This window comes from Paenibacillus sp. sgz302164 (assembly GCF_056120505.1).
This window is the reverse complement of sequence record NZ_JBVYOL010000010.1, coordinates 153,564-167,766: the sequence shown is the minus strand read 5'-3', so window position 1 is coordinate 167,766 and position 14,203 is coordinate 153,564. Positions and strand designations below refer to the sequence as shown.

General features: G+C 52.1%; 14 protein-coding genes. 12 read left to right on the top strand and 2 right to left on the bottom strand.

What is annotated here, in order from left to right; translation table 11 throughout:
* The first annotated feature begins 153 nt into the window (after positions 1 to 153).
* The 9 genes from AC0LWT_RS18290 to AC0LWT_RS18250 all read left to right on the top strand — a co-directional run bounded on the left by AC0LWT_RS18290 (position 154) and on the right by AC0LWT_RS18250 (position 10,184).
* Positions 154 to 906: a GTP pyrophosphokinase gene (locus tag AC0LWT_RS18290; protein WP_474682811.1), complete on the top strand. Its 753-nt coding sequence runs from the start codon at positions 154 to 156 to the stop codon at positions 904 to 906.
* A 455-nt stretch (positions 907 to 1,361) separates the two neighbouring features.
* Positions 1,362 to 2,969 (top strand): stalk domain-containing protein, encoded by a 1,608-nt coding sequence (locus tag AC0LWT_RS18285; protein WP_474682698.1) that lies wholly within the window; start codon positions 1,362 to 1,364, stop codon positions 2,967 to 2,969.
* 177 nt (positions 2,970 to 3,146) lie between these two features.
* Positions 3,147 to 3,473 (top strand): DMT family transporter, encoded by a 327-nt coding sequence (locus AC0LWT_RS18280; protein WP_474682697.1) that lies wholly within the window; start codon positions 3,147 to 3,149, stop codon positions 3,471 to 3,473.
* Between the two features lie 164 nt (positions 3,474 to 3,637).
* A complete protein-coding gene (locus AC0LWT_RS18275) occupies positions 3,638 to 4,495 on the top strand; it encodes a protein-glutamine gamma-glutamyltransferase (RefSeq protein ID WP_474682696.1) in 858 nt (285 codons plus the stop codon).
* A 147-nt stretch (positions 4,496 to 4,642) separates the two neighbouring features.
* The gene (locus tag AC0LWT_RS18270) at positions 4,643 to 5,122 is read left to right on the top strand and encodes a PH domain-containing protein (protein ID WP_474682695.1); all 480 of its coding nucleotides are present in this window, start codon (positions 4,643 to 4,645) and stop codon (positions 5,120 to 5,122) included.
* Positions 5,109 to 6,611: a PH domain-containing protein gene (locus tag AC0LWT_RS18265; RefSeq protein WP_474682694.1), complete on the top strand. Its 1,503-nt coding sequence runs from the start codon at positions 5,109 to 5,111 to the stop codon at positions 6,609 to 6,611. The genes AC0LWT_RS18270 and AC0LWT_RS18265 overlap by 14 nt, the downstream gene beginning before the upstream one ends.
* A gap of 31 nt (positions 6,612 to 6,642) precedes the next feature.
* On the top strand, positions 6,643 to 7,743 hold the full coding sequence (locus tag AC0LWT_RS18260) for a GIY-YIG nuclease family protein (protein WP_474682693.1): 1,101 nt from the start codon (positions 6,643 to 6,645) through the stop codon (positions 7,741 to 7,743).
* Positions 7,744 to 7,846: 103 nt separating this feature from the next.
* On the top strand, positions 7,847 to 9,640 hold the full coding sequence (locus tag AC0LWT_RS18255) for an Ig-like domain repeat protein (protein ID WP_474682692.1): 1,794 nt from the start codon (positions 7,847 to 7,849) through the stop codon (positions 9,638 to 9,640).
* A gap of 205 nt (positions 9,641 to 9,845) precedes the next feature.
* Complete coding sequence (locus AC0LWT_RS18250; protein ID WP_474682691.1) at positions 9,846 to 10,184, top strand: hypothetical protein; 339 nt, start codon at positions 9,846 to 9,848, stop codon at positions 10,182 to 10,184.
* Between the two features lie 9 nt (positions 10,185 to 10,193).
* Here AC0LWT_RS18250 and AC0LWT_RS18245 read toward each other — a convergent pair whose 3' ends face one another.
* Together AC0LWT_RS18245 and AC0LWT_RS18240 are read right to left on the bottom strand one after the other, a co-directional pair.
* A complete protein-coding gene (locus AC0LWT_RS18245) occupies positions 10,194 to 10,601 on the bottom strand; it encodes an NINE protein (protein WP_474682690.1) in 408 nt (135 codons plus the stop codon).
* Positions 10,602 to 10,606: 5 nt separating this feature from the next.
* Complete coding sequence (locus AC0LWT_RS18240) at positions 10,607 to 10,936, bottom strand: TM2 domain-containing protein (RefSeq protein ID WP_474682689.1); 330 nt, start codon at positions 10,934 to 10,936, stop codon at positions 10,607 to 10,609.
* A gap of 546 nt (positions 10,937 to 11,482) precedes the next feature.
* Here AC0LWT_RS18240 and AC0LWT_RS18235 point away from each other — a divergent pair.
* The 3 genes from AC0LWT_RS18235 to AC0LWT_RS18225 are packed head-to-tail and all read left to right on the top strand — an operon-like array spanning position 11,483 to position 14,202.
* Positions 11,483 to 12,229 (top strand): YveK family protein, encoded by a 747-nt coding sequence (locus AC0LWT_RS18235; RefSeq protein WP_474682688.1) that lies wholly within the window; start codon positions 11,483 to 11,485, stop codon positions 12,227 to 12,229.
* 1 nt (position 12,230) lies between these two features.
* The gene (locus AC0LWT_RS18230) at positions 12,231 to 12,890 is read left to right on the top strand and encodes a CpsD/CapB family tyrosine-protein kinase (RefSeq protein WP_474682687.1); all 660 of its coding nucleotides are present in this window, start codon (positions 12,231 to 12,233) and stop codon (positions 12,888 to 12,890) included.
* Positions 12,891 to 12,927: 37 nt separating this feature from the next.
* The gene (locus AC0LWT_RS18225) at positions 12,928 to 14,202 is read left to right on the top strand and encodes an efflux RND transporter periplasmic adaptor subunit (protein WP_474682686.1); all 1,275 of its coding nucleotides are present in this window, start codon (positions 12,928 to 12,930) and stop codon (positions 14,200 to 14,202) included.
* Position 14,203 lies beyond the last annotated feature (1 nt).

Below are 14,203 nucleotides of genomic sequence, written 5' to 3'. Positions count from 1 at the left end.
TTTTTGAAGATATATGTGATACTATACAAGAAGGCTTGGCGGGTGTCAAGCAAGAAAGCTGCACGCTGTTTACGGACGTCAAGTTTGCACAATGCCGCACAAGTGCATTAAACTAACGAGGAGCGGATAAATAAAGGAAGGAACGAATCGATGATGAACCAACTTTCCATCCATCAATTGAAACAATTTAAAAACGAGTTAACCCGATTCATGATGATGTATAAATTCGCATTGGACGAAATGGAAACAAGAATTGATATTCTGGTACAGGAATTTGAGATGCTTCACGAATATAACCCTATCGAGCATACCAAATCGCGCTTGAAATCGCCCGAAAGCATTTTGAACAAGATGTACAGAAAAGCCTGCGACATTTCGTTTGCCAGCATGAAGGACAAGATTAAAGATATCGCCGGATTGCGCATAACCTGCTCTTTCATTTCGGATATTTATTTGATCAGCGAAATGTTGAAAAATCAGAGCGATTTGAAAGTAATTGAAGAAAAGGACTACATCAAGTATCCGAAGCAAAACGGTTACCAAAGTCTGCATCTTTTGATCGAAGTGCCGGTGTACATGTCGGATCGGCAGGAGAGCGTGTGCATCGAGGTGCAGATTCGTACTATCGCGATGGATTTCTGGGCAAGCCTGGAGCACAAAATTTATTACAAATATAACGAAGACAACCGAGCCGTACCGGAACGGCTGCTTGAGGAACTGAAACAAGCCGCGTCCGCCGCGTCCGCCCTGGACCGGCAAATGGAACGCATCCATAAAGAGATCGAAATGATCAAGGAAGAGCAATCGGAAATATCCGTAGACCAACTGAATCGAATTATCATTAACAATCAGCAGTTTGCTTTGCCGCAGGCGCTGCTGGGGCTTTTGGGCGACAAAAATGAATAGGGAACGTCCGCGTCCCTATATTGCTTCACGCGAGGGCGCCGATTCGGCGCTCTTTTTACGTGCTTGCGCGCGGCAGTTCGTTAAGCGGCCTGGCGCTTGCAAAGCGTGCGAAACCTGCAAAGCCTGCGAATGTGCAGGCTTTTCGGATGGAAACGGCCCGTTTAGGGGAAAAGCCTGCAATTGTGCAGGAATTCCCGGTCAAGACGGCCTGAGCCCTGCGCATTCGCTGAAAAACCTGCAGATTTGCAGGAATATTTCGTTGCAAGCGTATCGACGGACCAAAAGATGCACTTTTGCAGGCTTTTAGCACGCAATGCCAGTTCCAGTGCCCCGTTACACGGGTTTGCTTTTTACCCTTTTAAGGCGGAAAGTCGGTTTGTAAAGTTTTAAGTTTCGACAGTTTATGTAGAATATTGTAAAATAGTGGTGAAGAGGAAGCCTGAGGAGGAACGCGCATGAAAAAATGGTATACCTTACTGCCCGCCTGTTTATTGTGGACGGCTCTTGCAGTACCGGACTTTGCAGCTGCGGCTGACAAGCAGATACGTGTCTACATAGATGGCAAACCTGTACAATTTGCGGTGCAGCCGATTCTTGAGAACGGGACGACTTTGGTCCAGTTCCGGCCTATTTTCGAAAAGCTGGGGCTTTCCGTCCAGTGGGACGAGGCTACGCAAACCGTAACGGGCACGAAGGACGACTTGCAAATCGAACTGACGATTGACAGCGATGACGCTTATATCAACAATCGCCCGAACAAGCTTGAGCTTGCGCCGCGCCTGGTGGACGGCAATACGCTGGTGCCGCTCCGGCTCGTCGGCGAGGCAAGCGGCAAAGAAGTGACGTGGGATGGGAACACCTCATCGATCTACTTGAAAAGTCCGGCCACCGGCCAGCAGCCCGCCAATTCGGGAGGGACTACCGGAGGGGGCACGCAGACAGGCGGCAGTGCAGGAGGAGCGCAGTCAGGCGGCAGCACCACAGGAAGTACGAAACCGGACAAAGGGGACTATGTGTACCCTAACGGGAACAAATATACAGGCCAAATGCAGAACGGCGTCCCGGAAGGCAAGGGGAAAATCGTGAACGCAAGCGGCAAGCCGGTGTTCGACGGAACGGTAGCGAGCGGGAATCCGAGCGACGGGCGTTATAAAAGCTACTACGCCGACGGTAAGCTCGAATTTGACGGGATTTTGAAAAACGGCGTGAACAACGGGGCGGGGAAGCAGTACTCCTCCGGGGGCAAGCTGATTTTCGACGGCACTTTCGTGGACGACGCGCGGAGCAGCGGAACGTTGTATTACGACAACGGCGATAAATATACAGGGGCTTTCGACGGCGACAAACCGAGCGGCACCGGCAAAATCGCCTATAAAAACGGCGACGTTTTCCAAGGGGATTTCGTAAACGGCAACCGCGAAGGAAAAGGGACGTACACGACTTCGAAAGGCGAGAAGGTCGTCGGGGATTTTAAAAACAATCTGATGAACGGAATCATTTATCATTACGATAAGAAGGGCAAGCTTTTATCTGTCAGCGAATATGTCAACGATGTGTTGGTGCGCAAGGTGGATATGGGGGATGGAACCAGCACGCTGCCGAATACGAATACCACTCCGCAGTCGAATGCATTAGGCGTTGAAAACGACCGCCACAACAAGGCGCTGGCTGCGATCAAAGACCGCTACGATCAAAACAAGAAGCAGTTGGACGATCAAATTGCCCAAATCCGCAAGGACAATCCGGGCGTTTACGCCAGCCAAGCGGACTATAACAAAGCGCTGCAGGAAGCGACTACCCAGCAAACGAATCTCACCAGTCGAATAAACTCCTTGGCCGGGGATACTTCCCAGGCGGCGACAGCGGCCAAGGCCGAGCTGAACAAGCAGCTCACCGACGTTCAGACGCTGGTCGGGCAAATCAATGCCAAGGGAACGGCCCAGCAGCGTATCGAAGTTTTGAAAAATCAATTGACGACGCTGCGAACCAGCTACACGACCGAGCTGGAGCAAGAGAACAATCAGCATTCGACCATCGTCGCACAATTGAAGAGTTTGAAATAAAGGCTTTCGCCAGCCGGCCTGACGAGGAATCAATTTGCCGCTGAATAGGGGCGCAGGAATTGCCGAAAAGAGTGTCTCGCTAAGAGGCATTCTTTTTTTAACGCTTTTTCGCACGCCATTACGGGGTGATCATTTTGAACAAACTATATCGAATATGGTTGAAAGGGAGGGATGATTTTGAAAGCCTATTTGTTTTTGACCATTGCGATCGTGAGCGAGCTTTTCGGCACATCTTTGCTTAAAGCTTCGGAGGGCTTTTCGAAATTGTTCCCGAGCATCGGCACGGTGATTTGTTTCGGCGTAGCTTTTTACTCGCTGTCGCTTTCCTTGCAGCAAATTCCATTGGGCGTTGCCTATGCGATTTGGTCAGGGGTAGGGACGGCCATCACGGCGGTTATTGGCGTTATGATCTGGAAAGAAACGGTGAGCGCAACAACGGTTCTGGGTATCGCGTTTATCATCGCCGGCGTAGTCATACTTAACCTTAAAGGCGGAGCGCATTGATCGTTTCCCCGGAGCAAAGATTTGATTTGAAAAAAGCGGGTGTCGCAGGATTCCTTTCCTCCTGTGGCGGCTGCTTTTTGCCCGTTATGCACGTTTTTTGGACCGCACCATTTGAGCGCATACACGTACAATAACCTATACTCTGAAAAATGGAGGAAATGATCGTGATCTTCATTTCAAACGGTGATCCGGCGCAAGTAGACAGACTCATGCTTTCGGGGATGGAAAGAGAAATGCTGCAGCACATGAAACACAGCCCGGTAGAGTACCGGTTCCAGACTCCCGAAGCTTTGGAGTTCGAGTTGAAGATGAGAAGCAGGATTGTGGATGCAGCCAAAGCCTTAAACGCCAGCCGCATATCGTTCGCTACATTCAAGGATTCCCACGGTAACGACAAATTGTGGTTGCGGATGCCAAACGGAGGATTGCGGCTGAGAGAAGGCGTTTCGCCGTCCGAAGGGATATTGGACATTTTTCAAAACGGCAGCCGTTATGCATTTGAATGCGCTACGGCAATGACAGTAGTTCTGTACAAGGCTACGCTTGATATGATCGGCAAGGATGCGTTTAACCGGCATTTCCGGGATTTACTTTTGTATGACTGGAATCTGGACAACGATATGCGGTTAATTGGCAAAAATCACGTCAGCGAAGCTTTGCCCGGGGATATTCAATATTTTAAAAACCCCGATCACGATCCCAAAAAGCCGCAGTGGCAGGGGGAGAACGTCATTTTGCTCGATAGAAATCTGTATTACGGGCATGGCATAGGCATTAAAAACGGGGAGCAAATGATAGCGGCTTTGAACACGAAAAGGAGATCGGGAAGCACCATACCGGCATTCCTGTCGGAGCTGGTGGCGCACCCGGATTTCGAGCATTTGCGGGAGCTGCCGGCGAGACTGGAGCCGACGGTAAGACCGGATCGACTGGAAGTACCGGTGTTTGCGAAGATAGGCACGAGTGTTTACCTGTACAGGGAGCTGCCGGGTTTGGAGGCTGTGGGAGGTTACATCCTATGAACCGCGGCCGGCGAGGACACCGAAGGGGGGTGTCCTTTTATGCGTTATTTAGTATTAGATAGCGGGCTGCATGAAGATGAGTTATGCTAGGGGAAGGGAACATTTCGAAACTCTAGTTCATGGTTAGCTTAAGGAGGGCTGTTAATATTGCACTCGCAACCAAGTCACAGGATAGACAAGCGCGCGATCGCCGTTTGGCGGTGGAGCGAAGCGCTTTCCAGCCTGTTTTTCATAGCCGTTGCGGTGGGGATCGCGTTCGCCGCTCATCGATTCGGCTGGCCTCTATGGATTCCGGTACTCGCATGGGTTCTGGCTGTATTGGAAGCAGCCGTTAGTGTACTGGTCGTTCCGGCGATCAGGTGGAGACGGTGGCGCTACGAAATCCGCGACGAAGAAATCGAACTGCTGCAGGGCATTGTATTCGTGAAAAGAACGGTTGTTCCGATGGTCCGCATCCAGCATGTCGATACGCACCAGGGACCGCTGCTGCGCCGATACGGGCTGTCGAGCGTATCGTTCTCGACGGCGGCAGGCAAGCATCACATCCCGGCTCTGGCCGAAGAAACCGCCGATCGGGTGCGCAGCCGGATTGCCGTGCTGGCGAGGGTGGCGAATGATGATGTCTAAGCCCATTCAGAACGGCAAGAGGCTGCACCCGCTTGCCGCCGTGCTCTCTTCGCTCAAGCTGATCAAGGATATGCTGCTCCCGTTGTTGATCTTTTTGGCGACGGCTGTTTTCAACGGCGGCGGCCATTCGGGAGCAGGGGGGTGGAGAATGGCGGCAAGCGCGACGATTATCGCCGGCGCGATCGGCTGCGGCATTTTGTCGTGGCTGCGTTACCGCTACGAAGTTGCCGAAGGCATGCTGAAAGTGGAGCACGGCATTTTCGTAGTGAAAAGGCAGTTCATCCCGCTGGAGCGCATTCAAACGATCGATTTGACCGAAGGGCCGCTGCACCGGCTGCTCGGGCTTGCCCGTATGCAGGTGCAGACGGCGGGAGGCGGCAAACCGGAGGCGGTTTTTACAGCGGTAACGAGGGACGAGGCGCTGCTGCTGCAAAAACAGCTGCGCGGCCACAACCAGGGCGAGCCGTATGCGGAAGCCGGGGAAGCGCTTGGCGCCGAAGAGCAGGCGGCGAATCGGGCGATGGAACCCATGGAAGAAGGAACGCCGCAGCAGCGGAGGCCCGCTTTCTCTATCTCTTTCGGCCGCTTGCTGGTGGCGGGCATGAGTTCGGGCAGCATGGGCTTGTCGATTTCGTTCATTTTTGCACTGATGTCCAAATTGGATGAAATTTTTCCGAACCTGCATGTATACCGGAATACGGGCAAAATCTTCGAATCGGCCGCCGTGCCCGTCATCATTGTGATCGTGGTTGCGCTTGCCTGGCTGCTGGGCGTCGGCATCACGGCTGTTAAATTCGCGAATTTCACCGTCGTTCGTTCCGGGGACGAATTGGTGATCTCGCGGGGGCTGCTGGAGCGCAGGCAGGTTACGCTGCCGCTTGCCCGCATACAAGCTATCCGCATCGTGGAGGATCTGCTGTGGCAGCCGTTCGGCTTTGCCGCAGTACATGTCGAAAGCGCCGGATACGGCAGCGATAAAGGGGAAACCAGCCTGCTGTTTCCGCTGCTGCGGCGCAGTGAAATCGGCGGCTTCCTGGAGCAGATGGCCCCCGGGTTCCACGTGCGGCCTGCGCCGGTCGAAACCTTGCCGAGCAGAGCGTGGATAGGCTACGTTGTGCCATGGACGCTGTTCCTCGGGATAGCGACGGCGGTGGCGGTCACGTTTACGCCATGGGGCTGGCTGGGCGCACCGCTCTGCCTGGCCGCGGCCGTGCTTGGCCGCCAACAGTTGAAGGATGCGGGCTGGCTGCTTGCGAACGACCTGCTGATTTTGCGGTTTCGCCGGCTTGCGCTTATCACCGTCATCGTGCCGCGCGGCAGAATCCAGTCGTGCCGGACCGTGAGCAATCCGCTGCAGCGCCGCAGAGGCTTGGCGACGCTCGGCATTAGCGTAGCTTCGCGTTCGCTGGGCGTTCACTTTCATCTGCGGGGAATGCGCGAATCGCAGTGCTGCGCCGTTATGGACTGGTATCGCCCGCAGCGCAAATAAGCTGAAGATCTGTGCGGGAGGGGGAGCCTGCGTGTCTTTTGAATTCAAAGCTTGCGAATATCCCGAAAGCCCGGGCTGCTATTTGATGCTGAACGGCGCGGGGCACATTATTTACATCGGCAAAGCGAAAAACTTGCGCAGCCGCCTGCGCTCCTATTTTCAACAAACGCACACGCGCAAAAAAATCGTTCAATTGGTACGCGAAATCGCTCAAATCGATGTCGTGCTGGTGAATAACGAGACGGAAAGCCTGCTTCTCGAAAACAATCTGATCAAGCTTCACAAGCCGCCGTACAACCGGGCCCTGAAAAAAGACAAGAGCGGCTACGCTTATCTGCAGCTGACAGGGGAGCGGGTGCCGAGGCTCGAAGTGTTTTACCGGAATCAACGCGGCGCCGCTCCGGAAGCGCCGGCTTATCAGAACGGAGAGCAGGAGCTGGCGCCGGGGCATCGGCTCGGGCCGTTCCGCAGCAGGCGGTTTCTGGAGGCGCTGCTTGAGTTCGTGACGGATCATTACGGGCTGCGCTCATGTCTGACTATGCCGAAGCAAGTATGCCTGCTCTATCATATCGGCAAATGCAGCGGCGTTTGCGAAGGCCGGATCGGCGAAGAGGATTACAGGGACCGGGCCCGCCAGGCGGCGGCCATGCTGGCTAATGAAGGACAAGCTTTAATAGAAGCGATGTCGGCCAAAATGCATGCGTATGCGGAGCGGCTCGAATTTGAAAAAGCACAGAACATGCTCGGCCATATCCGCAATCTGGAGCAAGTGCCCGACAAGCAAATCGTAGACAGGGATGCCGCCGTCGACCAGGATGTCGTCTACTTCGGGGAAAACAGAGCCATGGTAGCCAAAGTTCAAGAGGGCATGCTGCGGCACTTTCAAATGTTTGAGCTTGATGCGGCCGGCGGGGGAATGGTCTGCGACCGCTTTCTCGCTGCGCGGTATGCGGGGGAGCGGCCCGACGAAATCATCGTCAACACGATCGGCGATATCCGGAAAGTGCGCGCTTTTCTGCGCCGGAGAGGGGCGAAGGCCCCTGCCATCACGGTGCCCAAACGGGGCGTGAAATACGATCTGCTTCAGCTGTGCAAAAGCAATTTTGAATACCGGTTGAACCGGGGCACTTGAACATGAATGTTTTCGGTTACCTGTATTTTTTGCCGGGGAATTATACGAATTTGTAGTATAATTAAGGAAAGCGGACTATTAAGGCTACAGGAAGGGATTTCATATGCGCAGCAGATTATTGCTTTCCTTTTTAAGAGTAAGCAGGTTGGGTTTGCCGGTCTTTTTGATCGTGTTTCTTGCCATTATGGGATTTCCGGGGCTTGGTTATGCGAACGGCACGCAGCCTGTTGCCGTTTCGTTGCGGGCCGATAAGGCGACTGTGAATTACGGCGACACCGTTTCTTTTCATGTGACCGTCACCGATTCTACGGGATCGACGATTGCTCCGGGGGGAAGCGTTCTTTTGCTGGATAACGAACGGGTTGTTAATGAAGCGGTTTTAACCCCGGGGAGTCCGTCCGTATCTTCCAGAACGGGATATCCTCCGCAAACTCCGCCCGAGCTCGGGCTTCGCGCCGTTTGTCTGGCTAAACCGGATGCCCTCGATAGTGCTTCCTCATGCCCGGTCCTGGAATGGGGAGACTACACCTTCTGGGCGCTGAGCTACAATGACAACAGAACTTCGTTTGGAATTGTCCAATATGACGGCAAAGGTCAATTCGTCAACCAGTTGGAGAAGGCCGGAGCGCGGTATTTGTACCAAATCGCCGTGAACCCTAACGCGCAAACGGCAACTTTTATAGGACAGAGCAGCGCGAGCGTCACGATCGAATGGGGCGAACTTAAGGCGGCCAACAGCAACGCGGATATTATCGTGTCCAATCTGACTCCCGGCCGGCATACGTTTAAGGCCGTATATGTGCCTAATGATAATGTCCATGCGGACGGTATGTCCGGCGGGCTTGATATCAACGTGAACAAAATCGGCAGCAGCTTGACCGTAGCCAGCAGCTCGGCATCGACGGTATTCGAACAGCCGGTTACGTTCACCGCTCAATTCGTTCCGACGGCGGGGGCGGTGCCGTCAGGTGGAGTTATTTTTTACGATGACGATAAGCCGATAGGCGAAGGGGCACTATCCGCGAATCAGGCCAATACGGTTGCGGCGGCTACTTACACGACCTCTTCCCTGCAGCCGGGACTGCATGCGATTCATGCCGTTTATTCGGGGGATGCCAACTACTTGGAAAGCGTCTCGCTCGTGCTGAATCAGAACGTCTCGAAGAAGCAGCCGACAACGACGACTATCGAAACGTCGGGCGCGCCTCCTGCGATGGATTCGGTGACGCTTGCCGTATATGTAAAAGGGGCGGCCGGAAGCGCGTATGTGCCTGATGGCGTTGTAGAGATCAGCGACAACGATCAGATCGTGCGGAAGGAGCTTCTGAACGCGGAAGGAAACGCGGTGATTACGCTAACCTCGTTGTCTGTGGGGAATCATACGATCAAGGCCTCCTATACGGGATCTCCTGTTTTTGAAGGCAGCGTCTCCAGTCCGCTGACGGTTCCGGTTGTGTCCTGGAGCGAGGCCCGCATGAGCGGACTCGGCGTGCTCGGAGCGGAGCTTAGCCGGCCGTTTGACGGGAGCGTTATGAACTACACGGCGGTCGTCAGTCACGACACAGCCGGCATCACGCTCATTCCGGTCATAGAAAGCAGCGCCGCTGCGCTCGAAATCAACGGTCAGCCTGCATCCGCCAATCAGGCGAGCTCGCCCATTCCGCTTCGGGAAGGAATGAACGTCGTTCATATAAAGGTCACGTCCGGAGACCGTCAGACCTCTTCCGTTTATACGCTGACGGTCTACAGGCATCCCGAGCGCAGCGCGAACATGTCCGACGTCGTGCGGCAAATTGCGTCCCAGTTTGACATAAATGGGGACGGGGTGTTTGACGAGGCGGACGTGCGGCGCATCCTTTCGCAAATTCCGCCGCTATACGTAACCCCAAAGGGATAGATGCAAAGCAAAAAGCTCAAGATACCGTGCGGTGTCCTGAGCTTTTTGAACATTTACAGCGCTGAGAAGCGTTCAGACTGTTGAAAAAGTCTCGATACGCGGTTAGTGCTGTGGGAAACAGTGAGTCCCAGTCGCTTTTTCTGGGCGCGCACCTCTCCTTGTGAGGTTGCGGAACCGAACAAAATGGGCAGAAGGCAGCGTGATAATGAAAAAACCTGCAAAAGTGCAGTTTTTTTCCGAGAAAGCGGCCTATTTTCGTGAAAAACCTGCAAAAGTGCAGGAATTTTCGCTGAAAGTGGGCATGAGTCTATGTGTTTGGCGAAAAGCCTGCACTTTTGCAGGAATTGTTCGCGGTCAGCGATCAAGGACGCAAATTCATGTATTTTTGCAGGTTTTCTTTGTGCAGGCGGACGGTTTATGGTTATCTTCTCTAACGCAGGGGGACATTCGCGGCGTCAAACAGCTGCGCTATCTCCCCGTGGGCCGAATTTCTCGATATTCTGAGTGCCGAGAGGCCCTCACATCTTCGAAAAGACCTGGATAGAGGTTTATCTCATAAATGCTGTTGACGTTGGCGGTGTTTATAAATTTCATGGACGATCTCTTGCTCCGCACGAGCGTTCCACTCCCTAACCATTCCCGGCAAAAGGAACAGATCGACAATCACCCATACAAATAAAGTACCTCCAGCGATACATAAAACAATCAAAAAGACGACGAACAGCGGCGTGTGCTCAAAGCCGAGAAATAGAGAGAAAAGGAAATAGCTCACCACGGAAATGACAAACAAAACAAGTTGAACAATTGCAGTTCCGATGCGTTTTAAATAGAAGCGGTGGACGCCGAGATGGCCGCCTATTAGCATCAAGTATCCGATCGCCAGCGATTTCTCCGCGTCCCGCAGTGCGGAATTCAAAATGAGCAGCTCATTGGTGGTCAGTTCATGTTTGCTAATGTTCATAGGAATTAAAACACATGTTTTTGAGATAGGAATTGATCGAGCAGTTGATCTTCAATGACCTGGTTGTGCTCTTTAACCCAAGTGTGGAGCAGGAATGCGTCGACAATCCACCAGATTGTAGTAATGATCGTGCCGATAACCGTAAGTGTAAGAATCAACTGCGCTATCGCCGAGCCTGTCTTCCCCATATAAAAACGGTGCCCTCCAAACATGCCCAAAAAATACCAGAGTACGTAGGCGACGACCATGTTTTTCCCGCGGTTTTTCAACTCCGAGTCCAGCAGCAGCAATTCCCTCGTGTCCAACTGGCTTTTTCTTGCTATCGTATGATTCATTCGACAAAACCTCCCAAAATATACAAAATTACAATCAAAGCGATGATATCAAAATTTCGCCATGGAATCTATACATATTTATTTGAGCGGTGCTGCGCTGCATGACGGCGGTCGGTCGACCACACATCCGCGCACCGACACATGCCGAATTGTTAATTATGGTATTCATATGAGTAAATTTTAGTGCGGATGTCGTCTCTGCTCGACTTTCGGCGCTTTTTTACGATAGACGGTGGTTTTTTATGGCACAAAAAAGAAATATTATCTGGACTGGTTCAATAGTCTCATGTCATAATGGAACTACCTGCCATTTAAATATAAGCCGGTTAACTTGAAATTCGCGGAAATAAACGAACAGTGGAAATAGTCCATCTAAATATATGGGTATTTAGACCTATTTTTATGCGAGCCTGTTTTTCAAAATGAACTTCCCGGCATCACTTTGCCGGCGGAAATGTTTTGGGTCATTCCAGTTCCGTGCGATCTGGTAAGGGCCCCTTTGTTTTTAAATGTTTATTTTGAAAAATATGAAATTGGAGGATACCAATGGAAATAGATTTGAAGGTTTACTACAACATGATTAAGAAACGTTTATGGATTATTTTTTTATTCGTATTTATATGCACCACCGGGATGGCGCTTTACAGCAATTACAATTATCAGCCGATGTATCAAGCATCCACCAAGCTTATTATCAACAATACGATCCGGGACGATCAAATCGGTAAAGAGCAGATCGACTTCGGGGCTATTGGGGTGAACATCATGCTGATCAATACCTATAAAGAAATTATTAAAACTCCGTCGATTATGGAGAAGGTTGTGCAGCGGCACCCGGATTTGAACATGACCCCCGAACAAATCATTTCGAAAATCAACGTGACCGCCGTAAACGACACGCAATTAATGGCTATTGTAGCTACCGATTCCTCGCATGAGCGGGCCGTAAGAATTGCCAACTATGTTACCGAAGTGTTCCAGACGGAAGTGCCCAAGATTATGAAGATTGATAATATCGCGATTTTGAATAAAGCGAAAGAGGCCGAGTATCCGAGACCGGTTAATCAAAAATCGAGCAGAAACATCATATTGGCCGCTGCCGCATCGTTCGTTGCCGCCATCGGGCTCATTCTTTTTCTGGATACTTTGGATGATTCCGTGAGGACGGCCAAGGATGTGCGGGCTATCTTTGAAGCTCCGACGCTTGCGATGATCCCCAAAATCAAGGAAAAGAATTCGAAGCTGTCGAAGCCGGGAAGAAGCATGTCTATACAAAAAACGGGGGATGCCTAGTATGCCGCAAACAGCCGCCAGGCCCAATATCATCATGCTGTCGAATCCCGACTCGTTTATTTCCGAAACGTACCGGAACTTACGCCTGAATATCGAAGCGCTCTCGAATGAACGCGAGGTTAAGACGATTGTGATAACTTCGGCTAACCGGGGGGAGGGCAAAACTACGACGGCGCTCAACTTGGCAGTCGCATTCGCCAAGGCAGGCAAGAAAGTGCTGCTGGTCGATGCGAACTTGAGAAATCCGGCAATCCGCGAGGCGCTTGCGCTTCAAAGTGATCAGGGCGCAGGATTGGCAAATGTCCTCGCTGGGGAAAGTGCGGCGGCCGAGACGATCCGCACGTCGGACATCGACAACCTGTTCGCCCTGCCGTCAGGGAGCGCATCGCAGAATCCCTCGGAATTGTTGTCATCGGAAAGAATGAATGCGCTGTTGGCCGAGATGAAGGATCGCTTTGACATCGTGCTTGTTGACGCCCCGCATGTGCTCAGGCTCACCGATGCGAAGATTATGGCGGCCAAATGTGACGGCGTGCTCCTTGTCGTCGATCAGGGCAAGCTTAAGCGGGAAATCGGTTTGAAGGTAAAGGAAGAGCTTAACCAGGTGAATGCCAATTTGCTCGGTATTGTAATGAACAGAACGAGCGGCAAGGAAGCATAGCCGTTTGGAGATAAAGCGAGAGAGAGGACTAACGATTATGAATCAACATAGAGGGAAGCGGGGGTCAGCTCTGCGAGGAATAAGAACAGCCGGCATTGTGGTTCTGAGCTTCTTGTTCCTTGCAGGATGCCTGAATTCGAACGCTAACCCCGAATCATACGGCGGCGAAGCCACGCCCGGGCTTAAACAAGTAAAAGTGGAAAAGTCGTCCAAGCAAAAAATTGCCGACCCGCTGGAACGTACGGCCGAAGTTCAGGCTTCCGTTCAATTCAATCTTCTGGCCGAGGCTTCCGGGACCATTCAGGAAGTGATGAAGAACCGCGGAGAATTCGTGCAGGAAGGCGAGGTCATCCTGACCCTCCATTCGCAGGAAATCGAACTGCAAAGCCAAAAGGCTGCGCTTGCCGTGCAAAATGTCCGGAATGCTATGGCTAAAGCGAAAGCGAAAGCGGCCAAAGACTTGGCAAACAGTCAGAGCGAGATGGATTTTTCGATTCGCAAAATGGAGGAGAAGGTTGACGAAGCGACAAAAAAATACAATAAAGCGAGAAATGACTACGACGATCGAATGACGACAAGAGCCCAACTGGAGCAAGCGGAAAAAGATTGGAAGAGCGTTACGCTGGATTTAGAGGAGCTTAAACATAAACGAAGCACGCTGAGTGCGGAGGACCCTCTCTCGGAGATGGACAAGGAGCTTCGCGATGCTGAGCTTACTCAGGCGCAAGCCGATCAAGCGTCGGCGGCACTTCAAATCAAAGCGCCGATCAGCGGCCTATTGACCGGAGAGCAGCCGATACAGCCGGGATTTGCCGTACAGCAGGGAGTCCAGCTGGGTCAAATCCAGAAGCTCGATCCGATCCTGATAAAAGCGCATCTGCCTGAAGAAGAGGCTAAGCTTGTCCGCGGAAAAAAGGAGCTAAACTATTATCGCGCCGAGACGAAGACCTATGTAAAAGGTCAAATCAGCTATTTCGCCGATATCATCGATCCGCAGACCAAGGGTTACGAGCTTATCCTGCAAGTTCCCAATCCGGATATGAATTTGAAACCGGGAATGAAGGTGCAAGTTCAATTAACCAGCGCCGATGAACTGGTTGCAACGACTGTGCCGACATACAGTGTTGTAAAAGACGGTGACGACAGTTACGTTTTTGTGCTCAATGGCGATACCGTCGAAAAACGGAAGGTACAGCTCGGCCGTATAAGCGAACCCTACCAGGAAGTGCTGTCGGGCGTAAAAGAAGGCGAGGAAGTCGTTACATCCGGTCAACAGTCGTTGGTTGACAAGGAGAAAGTAGAGCGGCCGTAGA

Coding starts and splice junctions, on each gene's coding strand:
- AC0LWT_RS18290 (WP_474682811.1), top strand. CDS start 154: ATGAACCAACTTTCCATCCATCAATTGAAACAATTTAAAAACGAGTTA.
- AC0LWT_RS18285 (WP_474682698.1), top strand. CDS start 1,362: ATGAAAAAATGGTATACCTTACTGCCCGCCTGTTTATTGTGGACGGCT.
- AC0LWT_RS18265 (WP_474682694.1), top strand. CDS start 5,109: ATGATGATGTCTAAGCCCATTCAGAACGGCAAGAGGCTGCACCCGCTT.
- AC0LWT_RS18255 (WP_474682692.1), top strand. CDS start 7,847: ATGCGCAGCAGATTATTGCTTTCCTTTTTAAGAGTAAGCAGGTTGGGT.
- AC0LWT_RS18250 (WP_474682691.1), top strand. CDS start 9,846: ATGAAAAAACCTGCAAAAGTGCAGTTTTTTTCCGAGAAAGCGGCCTAT.
- AC0LWT_RS18245 (WP_474682690.1), bottom strand. CDS start 10,601: ATGAACATTAGCAAACATGAACTGACCACCAATGAGCTGCTCATTTTG.
- AC0LWT_RS18240 (WP_474682689.1), bottom strand. CDS start 10,936: ATGAATCATACGATAGCAAGAAAAAGCCAGTTGGACACGAGGGAATTG.
- AC0LWT_RS18235 (WP_474682688.1), top strand. CDS start 11,483: ATGGAAATAGATTTGAAGGTTTACTACAACATGATTAAGAAACGTTTA.
- AC0LWT_RS18230 (WP_474682687.1), top strand. CDS start 12,231: ATGCCGCAAACAGCCGCCAGGCCCAATATCATCATGCTGTCGAATCCC.
- AC0LWT_RS18225 (WP_474682686.1), top strand. CDS start 12,928: ATGAATCAACATAGAGGGAAGCGGGGGTCAGCTCTGCGAGGAATAAGA.